Here is a 14210-nt window from a genome sequence, read left to right on the forward strand (position 1 = left end):
AACTATCGAAATCGGGGTGTGCAGTTGAAGATCCGTGGTGCAGTGCTCGAAGAGATCGGCCGGGAGCGTCCCTTTGCGGAGTCGACTCCTATTTCGATTTCGGAACTCGATCTCGAATCCCCGGGTCCGGGTGAGATCCTCGTCAAGATCGAAGCTGCGGGGCTTTGTCACTCCGACCTGTCCGTCGTCGACGGGAATCGTGTACGACCCGTACCGATGTTGTTGGGGCACGAGGCAGCTGGTCGGATCCTCGAACTCGGCGAAGGAGTCGATTCACTGTCGGTCGGTACCCGCGTCGTGATGACGTTCCTTCCGCGGTGTGGTGAGTGCGCGGGATGCGCCGCCGACGGCCGGATGCCGTGCACGGTGGGTAGTGCCGCCAACAACGAGGGCAGTTTGCTCGGTGGCGCGCAACGACTGCGACGCTCCGGCGAGAACGTCAAACATCACCTCGGTGTTTCAGGTTTCGCGACGCATGCGGTGGTCAACGCCAAGTCGGTTGTTGCCGTCGACGACGACATCCCGGCCGAGATCGCAGCCGTACTCGGTTGCGCGGTGTTGACGGGAGGGGGAGCGCTGCTCAACGCGGCCAAGCCTCGCCCTGCCGACACGGTGATGGTGGTCGGCTTGGGCGGAGTCGGGATGGCCGCAATCCTGACGGCGCGCGCACTCGGGGTCGAGACCGTCATCGGCGTCGACGCACTGGAGTCGAAGTTGGCCCAGGCCCTGGAACTGGGCGCGACCGAGGTCTTCACACCGTCCGGACTGTCCGAGAGTGGCGTCCGTGCGGACATCGTCGTCGAGGCCGCCGGAAATGCTCGGGCCTTCGAGACTGCGGTGGCGGCGACGGCACCGGGCGGCACGACCGTCACAGTGGGGTTGCCTGCACCTGATGCGCGTTCGTCGATCTCGCCTCTCGGGTTGGTTGCCGAAGCGCGGACCATCATCGGCAGCTACCTCGGATCCGCGGTCCCGGCCCGCGACATCCCGATCTACGCGCAATTGTGGCGGGACGGGAAGCTTCCGGTCGAGAAGCTCATCTCCTCGCGAATCGAACTGGCCGACATCAATTCCGGCATGGACGAACTCGCCGACGGAAAAGCAATCCGACAGGTCATTATCTTCGACGCGGAGTAGACGCACGTTGCTGTTATGCAGCGGAAATGAGAGGTTTGCGTCCCCGATAGCCTCCCGAGTCGCCGCGGAAAATCCTTACCCCTTGTAACGCTCCTCTCGTACTGGACGACTACTCGAATGACGTTGCGTGACGCCCCGGGGGTCGGTCGTACGTTTTCCAAAAGTTGATTGGGGAGAAGATATGCCGGTTCGTGGGTTCTTTTCGCGACATCGAATACTGGCGGGTGCTGTAGCGCCCGCAGCGCTCGGCGTGGCCGCGTTGGTGGCGGTCGCAGTTGCCGTGGATTCTCCGCAATCGCAGACGATCGAGACCGAGTTGACCGCGTCTGTCACCGAGTGTCACGACACGGTCGGGATCGGTGTTGCCGGTCGCGGTGACACCCCGGTCGAGGGCACGACGAAGATGCTCGTTGGTGCCGATGGGAAGACGCTCCTCCCGGCGGCGCTCACAGACGACTACAGCAGCCACTGGGTGGACCCGGTACTCAAGGCGCCTGCCGGTTCGGTCAAGGACGGCTCGTACGCCTCGGTCTACATCGCGTACCCCGCAAACATGGACAGTTACGAAGAGGCCGTGACGACGGGCGCAGACAATACCCGCGCTGTGATGAAGGCAATCAGCGCGGCCTGCCCGAACACGAAGTTCTCGATTGTCGGCTACAGCGAGGGCGCTGACGTCGTGCGCCGCGTCGCGATGGACATCGGCTCGGAGTCGAGTACTTCCGGCATCAATCCGGACAACGTCGTCGGTGTGGTGATCTTCGCCGACGCTGGTCGACTCGCGGGCGAGGGCCCGTTCCCCGGTGCCGAGAACCCGTACTCGAACCCGAATGGTTTCAACGAGAAGTATCAGAACGGAAAGAACACCGCTTCCGGATCCGGGGCACTTCCAGGCACCAGCGGAGATTTCGGGGCGCTGAAAGGCAAGATTGCCTCGTTCTGCTCTGACGGCGACCTCACCTGCGCAGCTCCCGAGAACATTTCACTCCTGATTCTGGCGGCAAACGTCGGTCGGCAGCTCAACGTCGACCAGTTGCAAGCGCAGAATCTGACGCCCGCCACCGGCATGGACATAGCGGTCGTGATGGGACGAGTGATGTTCGACGCCTTCAACGACATCTCGAGCAATCCCACCTGGATGCAGAGCGACGAAACCTTCCTCGATGTCTTGCTGAAGGTGTCCGATCCGGCGTACAAGCCGAGCGAGGCCACCACGACGCCGGTCGCAAAGGACTCGGTTTCCACTGAGGAAGTGTCGCCGTTGGCGTACCTGCCGCAGAAGCTGTTCAAGGAAATCGTCGGCCTCATCGCCACGAACCAGAACACCATTCCCGTCGTCATGAACGATCCGTACGGCCTGACCTTGGGCCCGGATGTCGGTCACCACTTCGACTACTGGCGCGATTCGGATGCTGCAAACGGCAAGCCCCTGACATCAGCGGAGTACGCAGCGGCGTGGCTGACCTATCTGGCCAAGCAGGCGCAGGACGGCAAGCCGGTCGATTCGTCGGCGAAGCCGACCGCCGAAGAGATGGCGGATGCCATCGACGCCTTAGCTGCTTCGCCTTCGGCTACCGACTCGGCCAAGCCCACCACAACCACGGGCGAAGCGGTACAACCCGCACCCGCAGGGTCGGAATCTGCAGCACCGGCACCCGCGGCTCCGACGACGTCAGCCGTTGCTCCGGCCGCGACGCCGAGTGTGACTTCAACCGTGGCGCCGTCGACTTCAGTCGAGTCGAGTGCACCGCCCGCCGCGACCACGACAACGGCAACATCAACAACAATGACGACACAAGCTGCAGCCGGCTAGCCGAGAGGTTTCCGTTCGTCACACGAATAACGCTGTCACAGGCTGCGATCCGCAATCAGTTGCGGATCGCAGCCTGTTTTGGTGTACGGGTTCCGTACGGCGACTGGTGGTGCTTATCGTGGAAGGAAGGTTTCCGGATCACGAATCGTGGGTTCACCGTGCACGAGCTGTCTATTGCGCAGAGTGTGGTCGAAGCCGTGTGTGAGCGTGCCGGCGAGCGACGAGTATCGAGCGTGCGGCTGGAAGTCGGACAACTCTGCGCGGTGGTTCCACACTCTCTGTTGTTCTGCTTCGACGTCGTCACTGCGGGTACTCACGCCGAAGGTGCCAGCTTGCACATCGATCAGATTGCAACGAGCGCGCGATGCAAAAGCTGTGGCGTGACGTTCTCGCCGCCCGACATGTTCTTGTTGTGCGGGTGCGGCAGTGCTGATGTCGAGGTGCTTGCCGGCCGAGAGCTGCGGATCCTCTCGATGGAAGTGAGCTGAGATATGTGCGCGACGTGTGGGTGCGGGGACACCGCGGGACCGCGGGTGTCGGTGGTCGAAGAGGGACAGCACGAGCAGGTAGACGGTCACGAGCAGGAACACGGTCACGGGCATGACCATCAGCACGGTCACTCGGAGCACACAGTGCTTCTCGAGCAGCAGGTGCTTGCCAAGAACGACGGCATTGCACTGCACAATCGTGAGTGGATGCGGGTCCGCGGAATCACAGCACTCAACATCATGAGTTCGCCCGGCGCGGGTAAGACGACGTTGCTGGCACGAACGATCCGGGAACTGACACGGGAACGACCTATCGCAGTGATCGAAGGTGACCAGGAAACCCGGCTCGACGCCGAGCGGATTCACGAAACCGGTGCGTCGGTGGTCCAGGTGAACACCGGGGCCGGATGTCATCTCGATGCCGAGATGATCGATCACGCACTACGGGCTTTGGATCCGCCAGACGGCTCGCTGCTTCTGATCGAAAACGTCGGAAACCTGGTGTGCCCCGCGCTCTTCGACCTGGGCGAGGAAGGCAAGGTTGTCCTAATTTCGACGCCGGAGGGGGTCGACAAGCCGAAAAAGTACCCGCACATCTTTGCCGTCGCGGATCTAGTGGTGATCAACAAGATCGACTTGCTCCCGTACGTCGAGTTCGACGTCGATGCCTGCAGTGCGCAAGCAAGAATGCTCAATCCTGCTGTGCGCGTAGTTGTTCTGTCCGCCACGACAGGTGAGGGCATGGACGAGTGGTACGAGTGGATCGGTAGTCGTTCGGCGATTTCTCCGGTGGCCGTTGACAACTGATCTGCTCGGGTAGTTAATGAAATGAGTGGGTGCCACGCAAGTGGGCCGAGGTTCGACTCCGGTGGCGTCAGCGTTTCGGTGCCGCGGTGTTTCGAGACCACAGCGAGGCCACAGAGTTTTGAGGCCCTAGCGTGTCCGGCCGGTGGCGGCGCCGAGAATCAGGCGCAAGTGCACCCGTGAAAGCGGCTGACATGGACACACAAAAATCGACTGCTGGCACCACGGCGGAACCTGCCTCCGCTGTAACCCCCCAAAGCGCAGCAGCCAAAGCGGAAGAAACGCTGATTCACGTGCTGTGGATCAATGCCGGTCTCAGTTGCGACGGTGATTCGGTGGCACTGACTGCCGCTACGCAACCCAGTATCGAGGAGATCGCACTCGGTGCGTTGCCTGGCCTGCCTCAGGTAGCGGTCCATTGGCCGCTCATCGACTTCGAATGCGGACCGCAGGGTGGAGCCGACGATTTCCTGGAATGGTTCTGGAAAGCTGACCGGGGAGAATTGGAACCCTTCGTTCTCGTCGTCGAAGGATCTATACCGAACGAGAAACTCCACGACGAAGGGTACTGGTGTGGCTTCGGGAACAATCGCGAAACCGGCCAACCGGTCACCACGAGCGAGTGGCTCGACAAGCTGGCACCGAAAGCCACTGCGGTAGTCGCGGTCGGCACGTGCGCAACCTACGGCGGCATACATGCGATGGCCGGCAATCCGACCGGTGCTATGGGAGTGCCGGACTATCTCGGGTGGACCTGGAAATCGAAGGCGGGCATCCCGATCGTGTGCGTTCCCGGGTGTCCCATCCAGCCGGACAACCTCTCCGAGACCCTGACTTACCTTCTGTACATGGCCACTGATCAGGCGCCGATGATTCCCTTGGACGAATCCCTGCGCCCGCAGTGGCTTTTCGGTGCCACCGTTCACGAGGGCTGTGACCGTGGCGGGTACTACGAGCAGGGCGAGTTCGCGACGGAGTACGGGTCACCGAAGTGCATCGTCAAGCTGGGGTGTTGGGGACCGGTCGTGAAATGCAATGTCCCCAAACGCGGTTGGATCAACGGAGTCGGCGGATGTCCTAATGTCGGCGGGATCTGTATCGGTTGCACGATGCCGGGATTCCCGGACAAATTCATGCCGTTCATGGATGAACCACCTGGCGGCAAACTCTCCACCAATGCGGTGGGAATGTACGGGTCCGTGATCCACAGTCTGCGCCGGATCACCGGTCACACGTTGGACAAGGAACCGCACTGGCGCGAGCGCGGGTCGAAGTTGCTGACCGGTGCGACACGTACGTGGTGACCGACCGGATACATTCAAATCAGTTCGTGAGCAACGTCTCTGGGAGGCACTGCAATGACGGCCATCGTTCCCGAACCCACCTCGACTGCGGACCGCGACGGTCTTGTCGAGATGGCGTGGGACCCCATCACCCGAATCGTCGGCAGTCTGGGTATCTACACCAAGATCGACTTCGCCAATCGCGAAGTGGTGGAGTGCCACAGCACGTCGTCGATCTTTCGTGGGTATTCCCTGTTCATGAAGGGGAAGGACCCGCGCGACGCGCATTTCATCACCAGTCGTATCTGCGGCATCTGCGGTGACAACCACGCCACATGCTCGTGCTACGCACAGAACATGGCGTACGGTGTCAAGCCGCCGCATCTGGGAGAGTGGATCGTCAATCTCGGCGAGGCGGCCGAGTACATGTTCGACCACAACATTTTTCAAGAGAATCTGGTCGCGGTCGACTACTGCGAGAAGATGGTCTCCGAGACGAATCCAGGGGTGCTGGCGCAGGCAGAGAACACGCGCTGTCCGCACGAGGACCAGCATGGTTATCGCACGATCGCCGACATCATGCGGACTCTCAATCCGTTCACGGGCGAGTTCTATCGGGAAGCGTTGCAAGTCTCGCGTTCGACCCGTGAAATGTTCTGTCTGATGGAGGGCAGGCACGTCCACCCGTCGACGCTCTATCCCGGTGGCGTGGGCACGGTCGCGACGATCGAACTGATGACGGACTACCTGTCGCGGCTGATGCGGTACGTCGAATTCATGAAGAAGGTCGTGCCGATGCACGACGACCTGTTCGACTTCTTCTACGAGGCGCTGCCTGGTTACGAAAAGGTCGGTCTGCGACGGACCCTGCTGGGTTGTTGGGGATCGTTCCAAGACCCCGAGTACTGCAATTTCTCGTACAAGGACATGACCGACTGGGGCCGGAAGATGTTTGTCACTCCGGGCGTCGTCGTCGACGGGAAGTTGGTCACCACAGACCTGGTGGACATCAATCTCGGTATCCGAATCATGCTGGGCTCCTCGTATTACGAGGACTGGAGTGATCAGGAGATGTTCGTCGAAACCGATCCGCTGGGTAATCCGGTCGATCGCCGGCATCCGTGGAATCAACACACCAACCCACATCCGCAGAAGCGGAACCTCGAGGACAAGTACAGCTGGGTGATGTCACCGCGATGGTTCGACGGAAAAGACAACCTCGCTCTGGACACCGGCGGGGGAGCATTGGCTCGTCTGTGGAGCACCGCTCTTGCCGGCCTGGTCGACATCGGGTACCTCGAGTCGACTGGACACAGCGTGAAGATCAATCTTCCGAAGACAGCGTTGAAAGGTCCGGTCTCGCTCGAGTGGAAGATACCGGAACACGGCAGCAATACTCTCGAAAGAAACCGTGCGCGAACCTATTTCCAGGCGTACGCAGCCGCGGCTGCCCTTCATTTCGCCGAGAAGGCGCTTGTCGAGATCCGGGCCGGCCGGACCAAGACGTGGGAGTCGTTCGAGGTCCCGGACGAGGGCATCGGATGCGGATTCACCGAAGCCGTCCGCGGAGTTCTCTCTCATCACATGGTGATACGTGACGGGAAGATCGCGAACTATCACCCGTACCCGCCGACTCCGTGGAACGCGAGCCCGCGCGACAGTTACGGAACTCCCGGTCCGTACGAGGACGCTGTGCAGGGTCAGCCGATCTTCGAGGAGAACGATCGAGACCACTTCAAGGGCATCGACATCATGCGGACGGTGCGTAGTTTCGATCCCTGCCTGCCGTGCGGGGTTCACATGTATCTCGGCGGTGGCAAGACCCTGGAGAAGCTGCACTCGCCGACGCAGTCCGTGACCGGGGAGTGATCGATGGAGCAAACGGCCGACTACTGGCGCGGAGCAGGTGAGCGCATCGAGACGTTGTTGCAGGCCAGTGCTGGTGCGGGACCGGTGGCTCGCGATCGCGCCGAGCAACTGGTGCGTGAGGTCGTGCAGTTGTACGGCGCAGCGCTCGAACGCACCGTCGCGCTGGCGGATCCGGCCACGATGGATGCGATGGTTCGCGACGATCTGGTGTCGAGCCTGCTACTCGTGCACGGACTTCACCCGCACGACGTCGAGACCCGCGTACGCGCTGCGCTCGACAGCGTGCGTCCGTACCTCGGCTCGCACGGCGGCGACGTCGAACTGATCGAGGTGGCGAACGGAGTCGTGCGGCTACGTCTGCTCGGAAGCTGCAACAGTTGTCCTTCGTCGTCGGTGACTCTCGAAACCGCGGTCCAGGACGCGGTGCAGGCTGCGGCACCCGAGACCACCGGAATCGACGTCGAAACACCGGACCCGCACGAGCTGAAGTCGGGTGTGATCTCGGTCGAGTCCCTGTTCTCGCACGTACACGCCGACGGGGGAGGTGCGCACTGGGTGGAGGTCCCCGAATTCGCCGAAGTCGACGCGGGTGAGGTCGCGGGCTTCCGGGTATCGGGTACCGAACTGTTGGTCTGCCGCTCCGGTGACGATCTGTACGCGTATCGCGACCGTTGTCCCGTCTGCGACCACTCGATGGCGGGGTCTGTGCTCGAACGCATGATGGGCGTTCCTGCCCGAGACGCCGCCGTTCTTACCTGTCCGACGTGCTCTGCCCACTTCAGCGTGTACGGAGCGGGAGCGAGGGTTGGTGGTGGTTCGGAGCACCTGGCGCCGCTGCCGGTGTTGATCCGCGACGGAGTTCTCTCGGTCGCGCTCGCCGACGATTCCGTGTTGCCGGTGACCTAGCCGTGAACGAAGACCGGTCATGAAAGTCACCCTGTCATGAAAACTACTGTGGGAGAAGTACTCACACGAATCGCCTCGGCGCGCGTCATGCCGACCGGGCCGCTGTGTGAGATGTGCGCGGCGGGCATAGGTGACGAACACCAACACGTCGTGGACGTACAGGTTCGGAGCCTGATGTGCGTGTGCCGTCCCTGCTATCTGCTCTTTTCGCCGGTCGACGCGGACCTTCGATACAAAGCGGTTCCCGATCGGTATCTCGAATTTCCGGACTTCGAGCTGGCGCCGGGCCGTTGGGAGTCTTTGGAAATCCCCGTCGGCCTCGCATTCTTCTTTCGAAACTCGCTCCTCGACAAGTACATAGTCTTCTATCCGGGACCTGCCGGAGCTACCGAATCCGAGCTGCCGATCGACTCCTTCGAGACAGTGCTCGACGAGAATCCGGGGCTCTCGCAGATGCGGGCCGACGTCGAGGCGTTGATCGTCTCCGTGCCCACGTCAGGACAATCGCCGCGATGCTTCGTGGTTCCCGTCGACGCCTGTTACGAACTGGTGGGACGGCTGCGCACCGTGTGGCGCGGATTCGACGGTGGCCAGGATGCCGCACGCGCAGTGGACGAATTCTTTGCTCGCGTCGAGGCACGAAGCAGGTCGGCATGACTTCTCTCGACTTCTCGGTCGACAACGTGGAGGTGGAACCGTACGCGGTCACGCCGAATCTGACGGTGAGATTGAGGATGTCGGAGACGACCGGCGTGACCGTTCGTGCGGTGGCCCTGCGCGCACAAGTTCGAATCGAACCGCACCGCCGGCCGTACTCCGATGCGGAAGGCGAAGCCCTGCACGATCTCTTCGGTCCGCGGGAGCGTTGGTCGAGCACGCTGCGCACCTTCTTGTGGATGGAGTGTTCCACGGTCGTTCAAGGATTCACGGGAGCAACGGTCGCGGCCTTACCCATGGCGTGTACGTACGACTTCTCGGTGACGGCGTCGAAGTACATGCATGGCCTCCGTGACGGAATCATTCCGATCGTGCTTTTGCTGAGCGGCACGGTATTCACTGACGGACCGCGTGGTTTCTCGGTGCAGCAGATCCCGTGGGACAGATCTGCTGCCTACGAATTGCCGGTCGACGTGTGGAAACTGCTGATGGCCACGCATTATCCGGCCTCCGGCTGGGTACGCCTCGACCATGAGACGATTGCCGATCTCGTGCGATTCAAGGCTGCCCACGGCCTCACGGACCTCGATTCAGCCGTGCGGCAGTTGCTGACGGCGAGCCAGGTGCAGCGATGACTCGTGCGGAGATCGATCACGACGTTCGGGCCGTGGCCGACGCTGTCCTCTACGAGGGCTACCTTCTCTATCCTTACCGGGCCGGTTCGGCGAAGAATCAATCCCGTTGGCAGTTCGGCGTTCTCGGACCGCCCGGCGCCGCCGAGGTCGGAGTCGGGGAGGAACCGTCGATGTCCGCGCAATGTCTGCTCGGCGAATTCGAGCGGAGCGGCGTCGAAGTGACTGCGACTGTGAGGTTTCTGCACCACCAGTCGCGGACGGTTGAACGACTCGGCGCCGGCGGCGCGTGGATTCCGGTCGATCGGTTGGTAGTCGACGGGCGCGAGTCGATCTCGTGGGACGAAGCGACCGAATCCGAGTCGGCATTGGGCCCGTGGGGTCTGGACGAACTCGAAGCCGGCGCCGAAGAAACCTTCTGTGCGGCGGGAGTTGTCGACGGCGAGACTCTCTCGGACTCTCGGGGCAGAGTGGTCGGACGGATCGTCCGGACACGGCTTCCGGTGAATGGTCGCGTGGCAGTGAGCGCCTCACCCGGAGGTGGACGCACGGTGATGTCCGTCAAGGTCATGAACACCACGAGCATCGACGCGAGGGACAAGGGCACCGCCACGGCGCAGTCGATGCTCGGCACTCACGTCATTCTGAACTCCACAGGCTCGAGATTCCTGTCGTTGTTCGAAGAACCCGATCATTCGGAGCCGCTGCGGCAAAATCGCTGTTATCCCGTGCTTGCGGGCATAGCGGACTCCACTCACCCTGGCACTTCGGCCACCGTTCTGGTGTCACCGATCATCCTGTACGACTTCCCCGAGATTGCGCCGCAGAGCGAAGGATCTCTGTTCGACTCGACCGAGATCGACGAAATACTCACCCTGAGAATCCTTGCCATGACCGACGAGGAAAAAGCGGTGGCGCGGGCTACCGATTCCAAAGCTGCCGACATCATCGACCGGTGTGAGCGCTTGACGGACGACGATCTGGCCGGCTTGCACGGTGTGCTGCGAGATCCGCATGCCGGTTCTGATCTCGTACCCGAGGTGCCTGACGGCGTGGACTGGTGGACCCCGGAAGCCGACACCAGTGTTCAACCGCGCACCGACGCAGTTTTGATCAACGGCGTCCGCGTCTGTGGTGGAAGTACAGTTCGGCTTCACCCCTCGCGTCGCGCTGATGCTCAGGACCTGTTCTTCGACGGCCGGATCGCCCACGTCGCCACCATTCATGAAGACGTGGACGGCGACATTCATGTTGGGGTGACACTCTTGGACGATCCGGCCGCCGATCTGCACAACTGGTACGGCCGCTATCTGTACTTCGCGCCGGAGGAGATAGAACCGATGCCGCCAGACAGCGCGAGTTGACGTACTTCACAGCTATCGGACTTCACAGCTATCGAGAGGAGAACTCGCCATGAGGAGCATGGGATTGCTGTCGACGGCACTTCTCGGCGCCACCGCGATCGCAGCCGCGATCGTCCTGGTGGTGTCGATGCCGGACATCCAGCGGTATCTGAGAATGCGAAAGATGTAAAGCGCTGTGCGCGTGCTGATTGCAGGCGTCGGAAACATATTTCTCGAAGACGACGGATTCGGTCCCGAAGTCGTTCGGGCGCTGCAGCACGAGGATCTTCCGTCGGGAACCCGTCTGGTCGACTACGGGATTCGCGGCGTGCATCTGGCGTACGACTTGTTGGAGCCGTGGGACGCACTGGTGCTGATCGACGCACTACCGGCCACCGGGGTCCCGGGGAAGCTCTCGATCATCGAGGTGGACCCCGAAAGTGAAGGCCCGCACGGTGGTTTCGACGCTCACTCGATGCATCCGAGTTCGGTGTTCGCCAGCTTGCAGGCCCTCGGCGGAACACTTCCGCGGACGTTCGTGGTGGGGGCGCACGCGAAATCGATTGGTGACGGGATCGGATTGAGTGCGGAGATGAGCGGTTCGGTCGGGCAAGCCGCATCTGCGGTGATGGCACTCGTGAGGTCGATCGACGTGGATTGCGATGTCACCACATTGGGACCGGAGGTGTGAGTCATGTGTCTGGGAATCCCGGGACGAGTCCGCGAACTACTGGACGGGTACGGCGGTCAACTCGCCCTCGTCGACGTGGAAGGTGCTCCGCGCAAAGTCAACATCGGGATGCTCGACGAAGGCGCCGTCGCCGCAGGGGACTGGGTGGTGATCCACATGGGCTTCGCAGTGGAAAAGGTCGACGAACAGGGAGCGCGCCGTGCCCGGACCGGCCTCGAACTGATGGGCCGAGGTCAAGCCAGTGAGATCGACGACTCCGATACTCGTACGGGCGAGGTCGGGACATGATGATCGCCAGCCGTGTCATCGTTCGTGGCGTAGTCCAGGGGGTGGGATTCCGGCCGTTCGTACACGCAAGTGCCACCGAACTGGGACTGTCGGGTTCGGTGGGAAATTCTGCTCTCGGTGTCGTGATCGACATCGAAGGCGACAAAATGGCGATCGATGCATTTGTCGTTCGAATGCGACACAGCCCCCCACCGCTGGCACGAGTGGAGTCGATCGAGCGTGAGGACTTGTCGCCGGTAGGTCGTCAGGGGTTCTGCATAATCGAGACGGATGCGGGGTCGGTCGGGCGAACCTTGGCGCCGGCTGACGTCGGAATCTGCGACGACTGCCTCCGCGAACTGACTGATCCGAGCGATCGGCGATTTCGTCATCCCTTCATCACCTGCACCAATTGTGGTCCACGATTCACGATCATCGAGTCGCTGCCCTACGACCGGGCCGCCACGACGATGAAGCGATTCCCGTTATGCGCACACTGTGCGGTGGAGTACGCGGATCCCTCCGACCGCCGATTTCACGCGCAACCGATTGCCTGTCCGGAGTGCGGCCCGACGCTCTCGTTCGTGAAAGAGGATATGCCTGCGGTGACCGGCGAGGCTGCACTCCTGGCCGCCCGATCGCTGCTACGAGACGGAAAGATTCTTGCTGTCAAGGGAATTGGCGGATTCCATCTGGCTTGTGATGCCCGCGACGATCACGCGGTTCACCAGTTACGTGAGCGCAAGCGTCGAGCAAGCAAGCCGTTGGCGGTGATGGTGCGCGACATGCGCGAAGCCAGAGCGCAGGGTCTTGTCTGCGATGCCGAGGCCGGTGCCATGTCCTCACGCGAGCGCCCGATAGTGCTGGTGGCAAAAGCGTCTGGATTCGCTCTTTCGCCCTCGGTTGCCCCAGGAATCCCGGACATCGGAATCATGCTGGCCTACAATCCGATTCAGCATCTTCTTCTCGGCTTGCCCGGGGACGCTGCAGGCCCGGCGGTGTTGGTGATGACGTCGGCGAACATCGGTGGAGAGCCTATTCTGTTCTCCGACAGCGATCTCGCACGACTGGATTGTCTGGCCGACGGGGTCTTGACCCACAACCGTCCGATCTTGATGCCGTGTGACGACTCGGTGATGCGAATAGTGGACGGTGGACGGCAGTTGCTTCGTCGCTCGCGCGGATACGCACCGCTGCCCGTCGCCGCGCCGTTCGACTTACCGCCCACCTTGGCGGTCGGGGCCGACCTGAAGAACACCTTCTGTCTCGCCGAGGGTGCCTGTGTGTGGCCGAGCCAGCACATCGGAGACATGGGCGACCTCGCAGTCATCGACAGTTTTGGTGCCTCGGAGCGTCACTTCGAATCGATTACGGGAGTAGTGCCTCAGCAGATCGCCTGTGACGAACATCCGCGGTATCGCTCGTCCTCGTGGGCTCGAAGGCGTAGCGGCGACCGACCGGTGCGCGTCGTCGGGCATCACCATGCACATGTGGCTTCCGTGATGGGGGAGAACGGCCGGGACGGGAGCGAACCCGTACTCGGAATGGCGTTCGACGGCACCGGCTACGGGGCGGACGGCGCAGTGTGGGGAGGGGAAATGCTGCTGGCGACGTACAAGGGCTGTCGCAGGCTTGCCCATCTGGAATACGTACCGCTGCCCGGTGGTGATGCCGGAGTGGAACGACCGTACCGAATGGCGCTCGCTCACCTGTGGCACGCCGGGTTGGATTGGGACGTCGACCTCGCGCCGGTTGCGGCCTGTCCGCCCCGAGAGCGGTCGGTTCTACTTCACCAGTTGGAAACCGGTTTCGGGTGTGTGGACACCTCCAGCATGGGGCGGTTGTTCGACGCAGTCTCATCGCTGGCCGGGGTTCGACAGTGTGTCGACTACGAAGCGCAGGCCGCAATCGAGCTGGAGGGGATTTCGAGGGGAGTCGACAGCGCCGGTTCGCGGTACACCTTCGACTGGATGCAGTCGGACGACGATTCGTGGACAGCCGATCCGCGGTCGGTCATTCGGGCTGTCGTCGGCGATCTCCGGGCGAAGGTGCCCGCCGACGTGATCGGCGCCCGTTTTCACGAATCAGTAGCGCACCTGGTGCTCGAGTGGGCAATTCGTGGTCGGGAAATGGCGGGAGTGGACGAGGTAGTACTCACCGGAGGTGTCTTCCAGAACCCTCTCCTGCTCGTCCGGGTGTGTGCCCTGCTCGGAGAAGCGGGATTCACGCCGTTGACAGGACTGGAGTTACCACCGAACGACGGCGGTCTCGCCTACGGCCAAGTGCTGGTCGGGAGTTCGTCATGAGGTCAGGAGTTGTG

At 62.1% G+C, this 14210-nt stretch carries 14 protein-coding genes; all 14 read left to right on the top strand.

Features of this window, described 5'->3' with window-relative positions:
• Nucleotides 1-24: 24 nt before the first annotated feature.
• The 14 genes from V3587_RS07305 (at nt 25) to hypF (ending at nt 14196) form a co-directional block, all read left to right on the top strand.
• The gene (locus V3587_RS07305) at nt 25-1137 is read left to right on the top strand and encodes an alcohol dehydrogenase catalytic domain-containing protein (RefSeq protein WP_206029038.1); all 1113 of its coding nucleotides are present in this window, start codon (nt 25-27) and stop codon (nt 1135-1137) included.
• Nucleotides 1138-1318: 181 nt separating this feature from the next.
• Nucleotides 1319-2950: a cutinase family protein gene (locus V3587_RS07310; RefSeq protein WP_283376282.1), complete on the top strand. Its 1632-nt coding sequence runs from the start codon at nt 1319-1321 to the stop codon at nt 2948-2950.
• A 158-nt stretch (nt 2951-3108) separates the two neighbouring features.
• Entirely contained in the window at nt 3109-3438 is a 330-nt protein-coding gene (hypA, locus tag V3587_RS07315; protein ID WP_095970748.1) for a hydrogenase maturation nickel metallochaperone HypA, read from the top strand.
• Nucleotides 3439-3441: 3 nt separating this feature from the next.
• Nucleotides 3442-4245, top strand: a complete 804-nt coding sequence (hypB, locus tag V3587_RS07320) for a hydrogenase nickel incorporation protein HypB (protein WP_283376283.1) — start codon at nt 3442-3444, stop codon at nt 4243-4245.
• Nucleotides 4246-4436: 191 nt separating this feature from the next.
• Nucleotides 4437-5546 (top strand): hydrogenase expression protein HypE, encoded by a 1110-nt coding sequence (locus V3587_RS07325; protein WP_235172061.1) that lies wholly within the window; start codon nt 4437-4439, stop codon nt 5544-5546.
• Between the two features lie 54 nt (nt 5547-5600).
• Entirely contained in the window at nt 5601-7394 is a 1794-nt protein-coding gene (locus V3587_RS07330) for a nickel-dependent hydrogenase large subunit (protein ID WP_124566238.1), read from the top strand.
• Between the two features lie 3 nt (nt 7395-7397).
• Entirely contained in the window at nt 7398-8300 is a 903-nt protein-coding gene (locus V3587_RS07335) for a NifU family protein (protein WP_200315197.1), read from the top strand.
• Nucleotides 8301-8336: 36 nt separating this feature from the next.
• Nucleotides 8337-8957: a DUF5947 family protein gene (locus V3587_RS07340; RefSeq protein ID WP_200315195.1), complete on the top strand. Its 621-nt coding sequence runs from the start codon at nt 8337-8339 to the stop codon at nt 8955-8957.
• Nucleotides 8954-9592: a DUF6084 family protein gene (locus V3587_RS07345; RefSeq protein WP_124566237.1), complete on the top strand. Its 639-nt coding sequence runs from the start codon at nt 8954-8956 to the stop codon at nt 9590-9592. The genes V3587_RS07340 and V3587_RS07345 overlap by 4 nt, the downstream gene beginning before the upstream one ends.
• The gene (locus V3587_RS07350) at nt 9589-10953 is read left to right on the top strand and encodes a hypothetical protein (protein WP_283376284.1); all 1365 of its coding nucleotides are present in this window, start codon (nt 9589-9591) and stop codon (nt 10951-10953) included. Before V3587_RS07345 ends, V3587_RS07350 begins: the two co-directional genes overlap by 4 nt.
• A 49-nt stretch (nt 10954-11002) precedes the next feature.
• On the top strand, nt 11003-11122 hold the full coding sequence (locus V3587_RS30680) for a DUF6893 family small protein (RefSeq protein WP_003942178.1): 120 nt from the start codon (nt 11003-11005) through the stop codon (nt 11120-11122).
• A 6-nt stretch (nt 11123-11128) separates the two neighbouring features.
• Complete coding sequence (locus V3587_RS07355) at nt 11129-11623, top strand: hydrogenase maturation protease (RefSeq protein ID WP_095970640.1); 495 nt, start codon at nt 11129-11131, stop codon at nt 11621-11623.
• A gap of 3 nt (nt 11624-11626) precedes the next feature.
• On the top strand, nt 11627-11911 hold the full coding sequence (locus V3587_RS07360; protein WP_283376285.1) for a HypC/HybG/HupF family hydrogenase formation chaperone: 285 nt from the start codon (nt 11627-11629) through the stop codon (nt 11909-11911).
• Nucleotides 11908-14196, top strand: coding sequence for a carbamoyltransferase HypF (hypF, locus tag V3587_RS07365; RefSeq protein WP_283376286.1), 2289 nt, complete (start codon nt 11908-11910; stop codon nt 14194-14196). Before V3587_RS07360 ends, hypF begins: the two co-directional genes overlap by 4 nt.
• The last annotated feature ends 14 nt before the right edge of the window (nt 14197-14210 follow it).

The organism is Rhodococcus sp. IEGM 1306 (assembly GCF_036541985.1).
GTDB classification, from domain to species: domain Bacteria; phylum Actinomycetota; class Actinomycetes; order Mycobacteriales; family Mycobacteriaceae; genus Rhodococcus_F; species Rhodococcus_F qingshengii.

What these genes read in the sequence shown, in the direction of transcription:
- V3587_RS07360 (WP_283376285.1), top strand. Translation starts at nt 11,627, where the DNA reads ATGTGTCTGGGAATCCCGGGACGAGTCCGCGAACTACTGGACGGGTAC.
- V3587_RS07325 (WP_235172061.1), top strand. Translation starts at nt 4,437, where the DNA reads ATGGACACACAAAAATCGACTGCTGGCACCACGGCGGAACCTGCCTCC.
- hypB (WP_283376283.1), top strand. Translation starts at nt 3,442, where the DNA reads ATGTGCGCGACGTGTGGGTGCGGGGACACCGCGGGACCGCGGGTGTCG.
- V3587_RS07350 (WP_283376284.1), top strand. Translation starts at nt 9,589, where the DNA reads ATGACTCGTGCGGAGATCGATCACGACGTTCGGGCCGTGGCCGACGCT.
- V3587_RS07335 (WP_200315197.1), top strand. Translation starts at nt 7,398, where the DNA reads ATGGAGCAAACGGCCGACTACTGGCGCGGAGCAGGTGAGCGCATCGAG.
- V3587_RS07330 (WP_124566238.1), top strand. Translation starts at nt 5,601, where the DNA reads ATGACGGCCATCGTTCCCGAACCCACCTCGACTGCGGACCGCGACGGT.
- V3587_RS07310 (WP_283376282.1), top strand. Translation starts at nt 1,319, where the DNA reads ATGCCGGTTCGTGGGTTCTTTTCGCGACATCGAATACTGGCGGGTGCT.
- hypF (WP_283376286.1), top strand. Translation starts at nt 11,908, where the DNA reads ATGATGATCGCCAGCCGTGTCATCGTTCGTGGCGTAGTCCAGGGGGTG.
- V3587_RS30680 (WP_003942178.1), top strand. Translation starts at nt 11,003, where the DNA reads ATGAGGAGCATGGGATTGCTGTCGACGGCACTTCTCGGCGCCACCGCG.
- V3587_RS07340 (WP_200315195.1), top strand. Translation starts at nt 8,337, where the DNA reads ATGAAAACTACTGTGGGAGAAGTACTCACACGAATCGCCTCGGCGCGC.
- V3587_RS07345 (WP_124566237.1), top strand. Translation starts at nt 8,954, where the DNA reads ATGACTTCTCTCGACTTCTCGGTCGACAACGTGGAGGTGGAACCGTAC.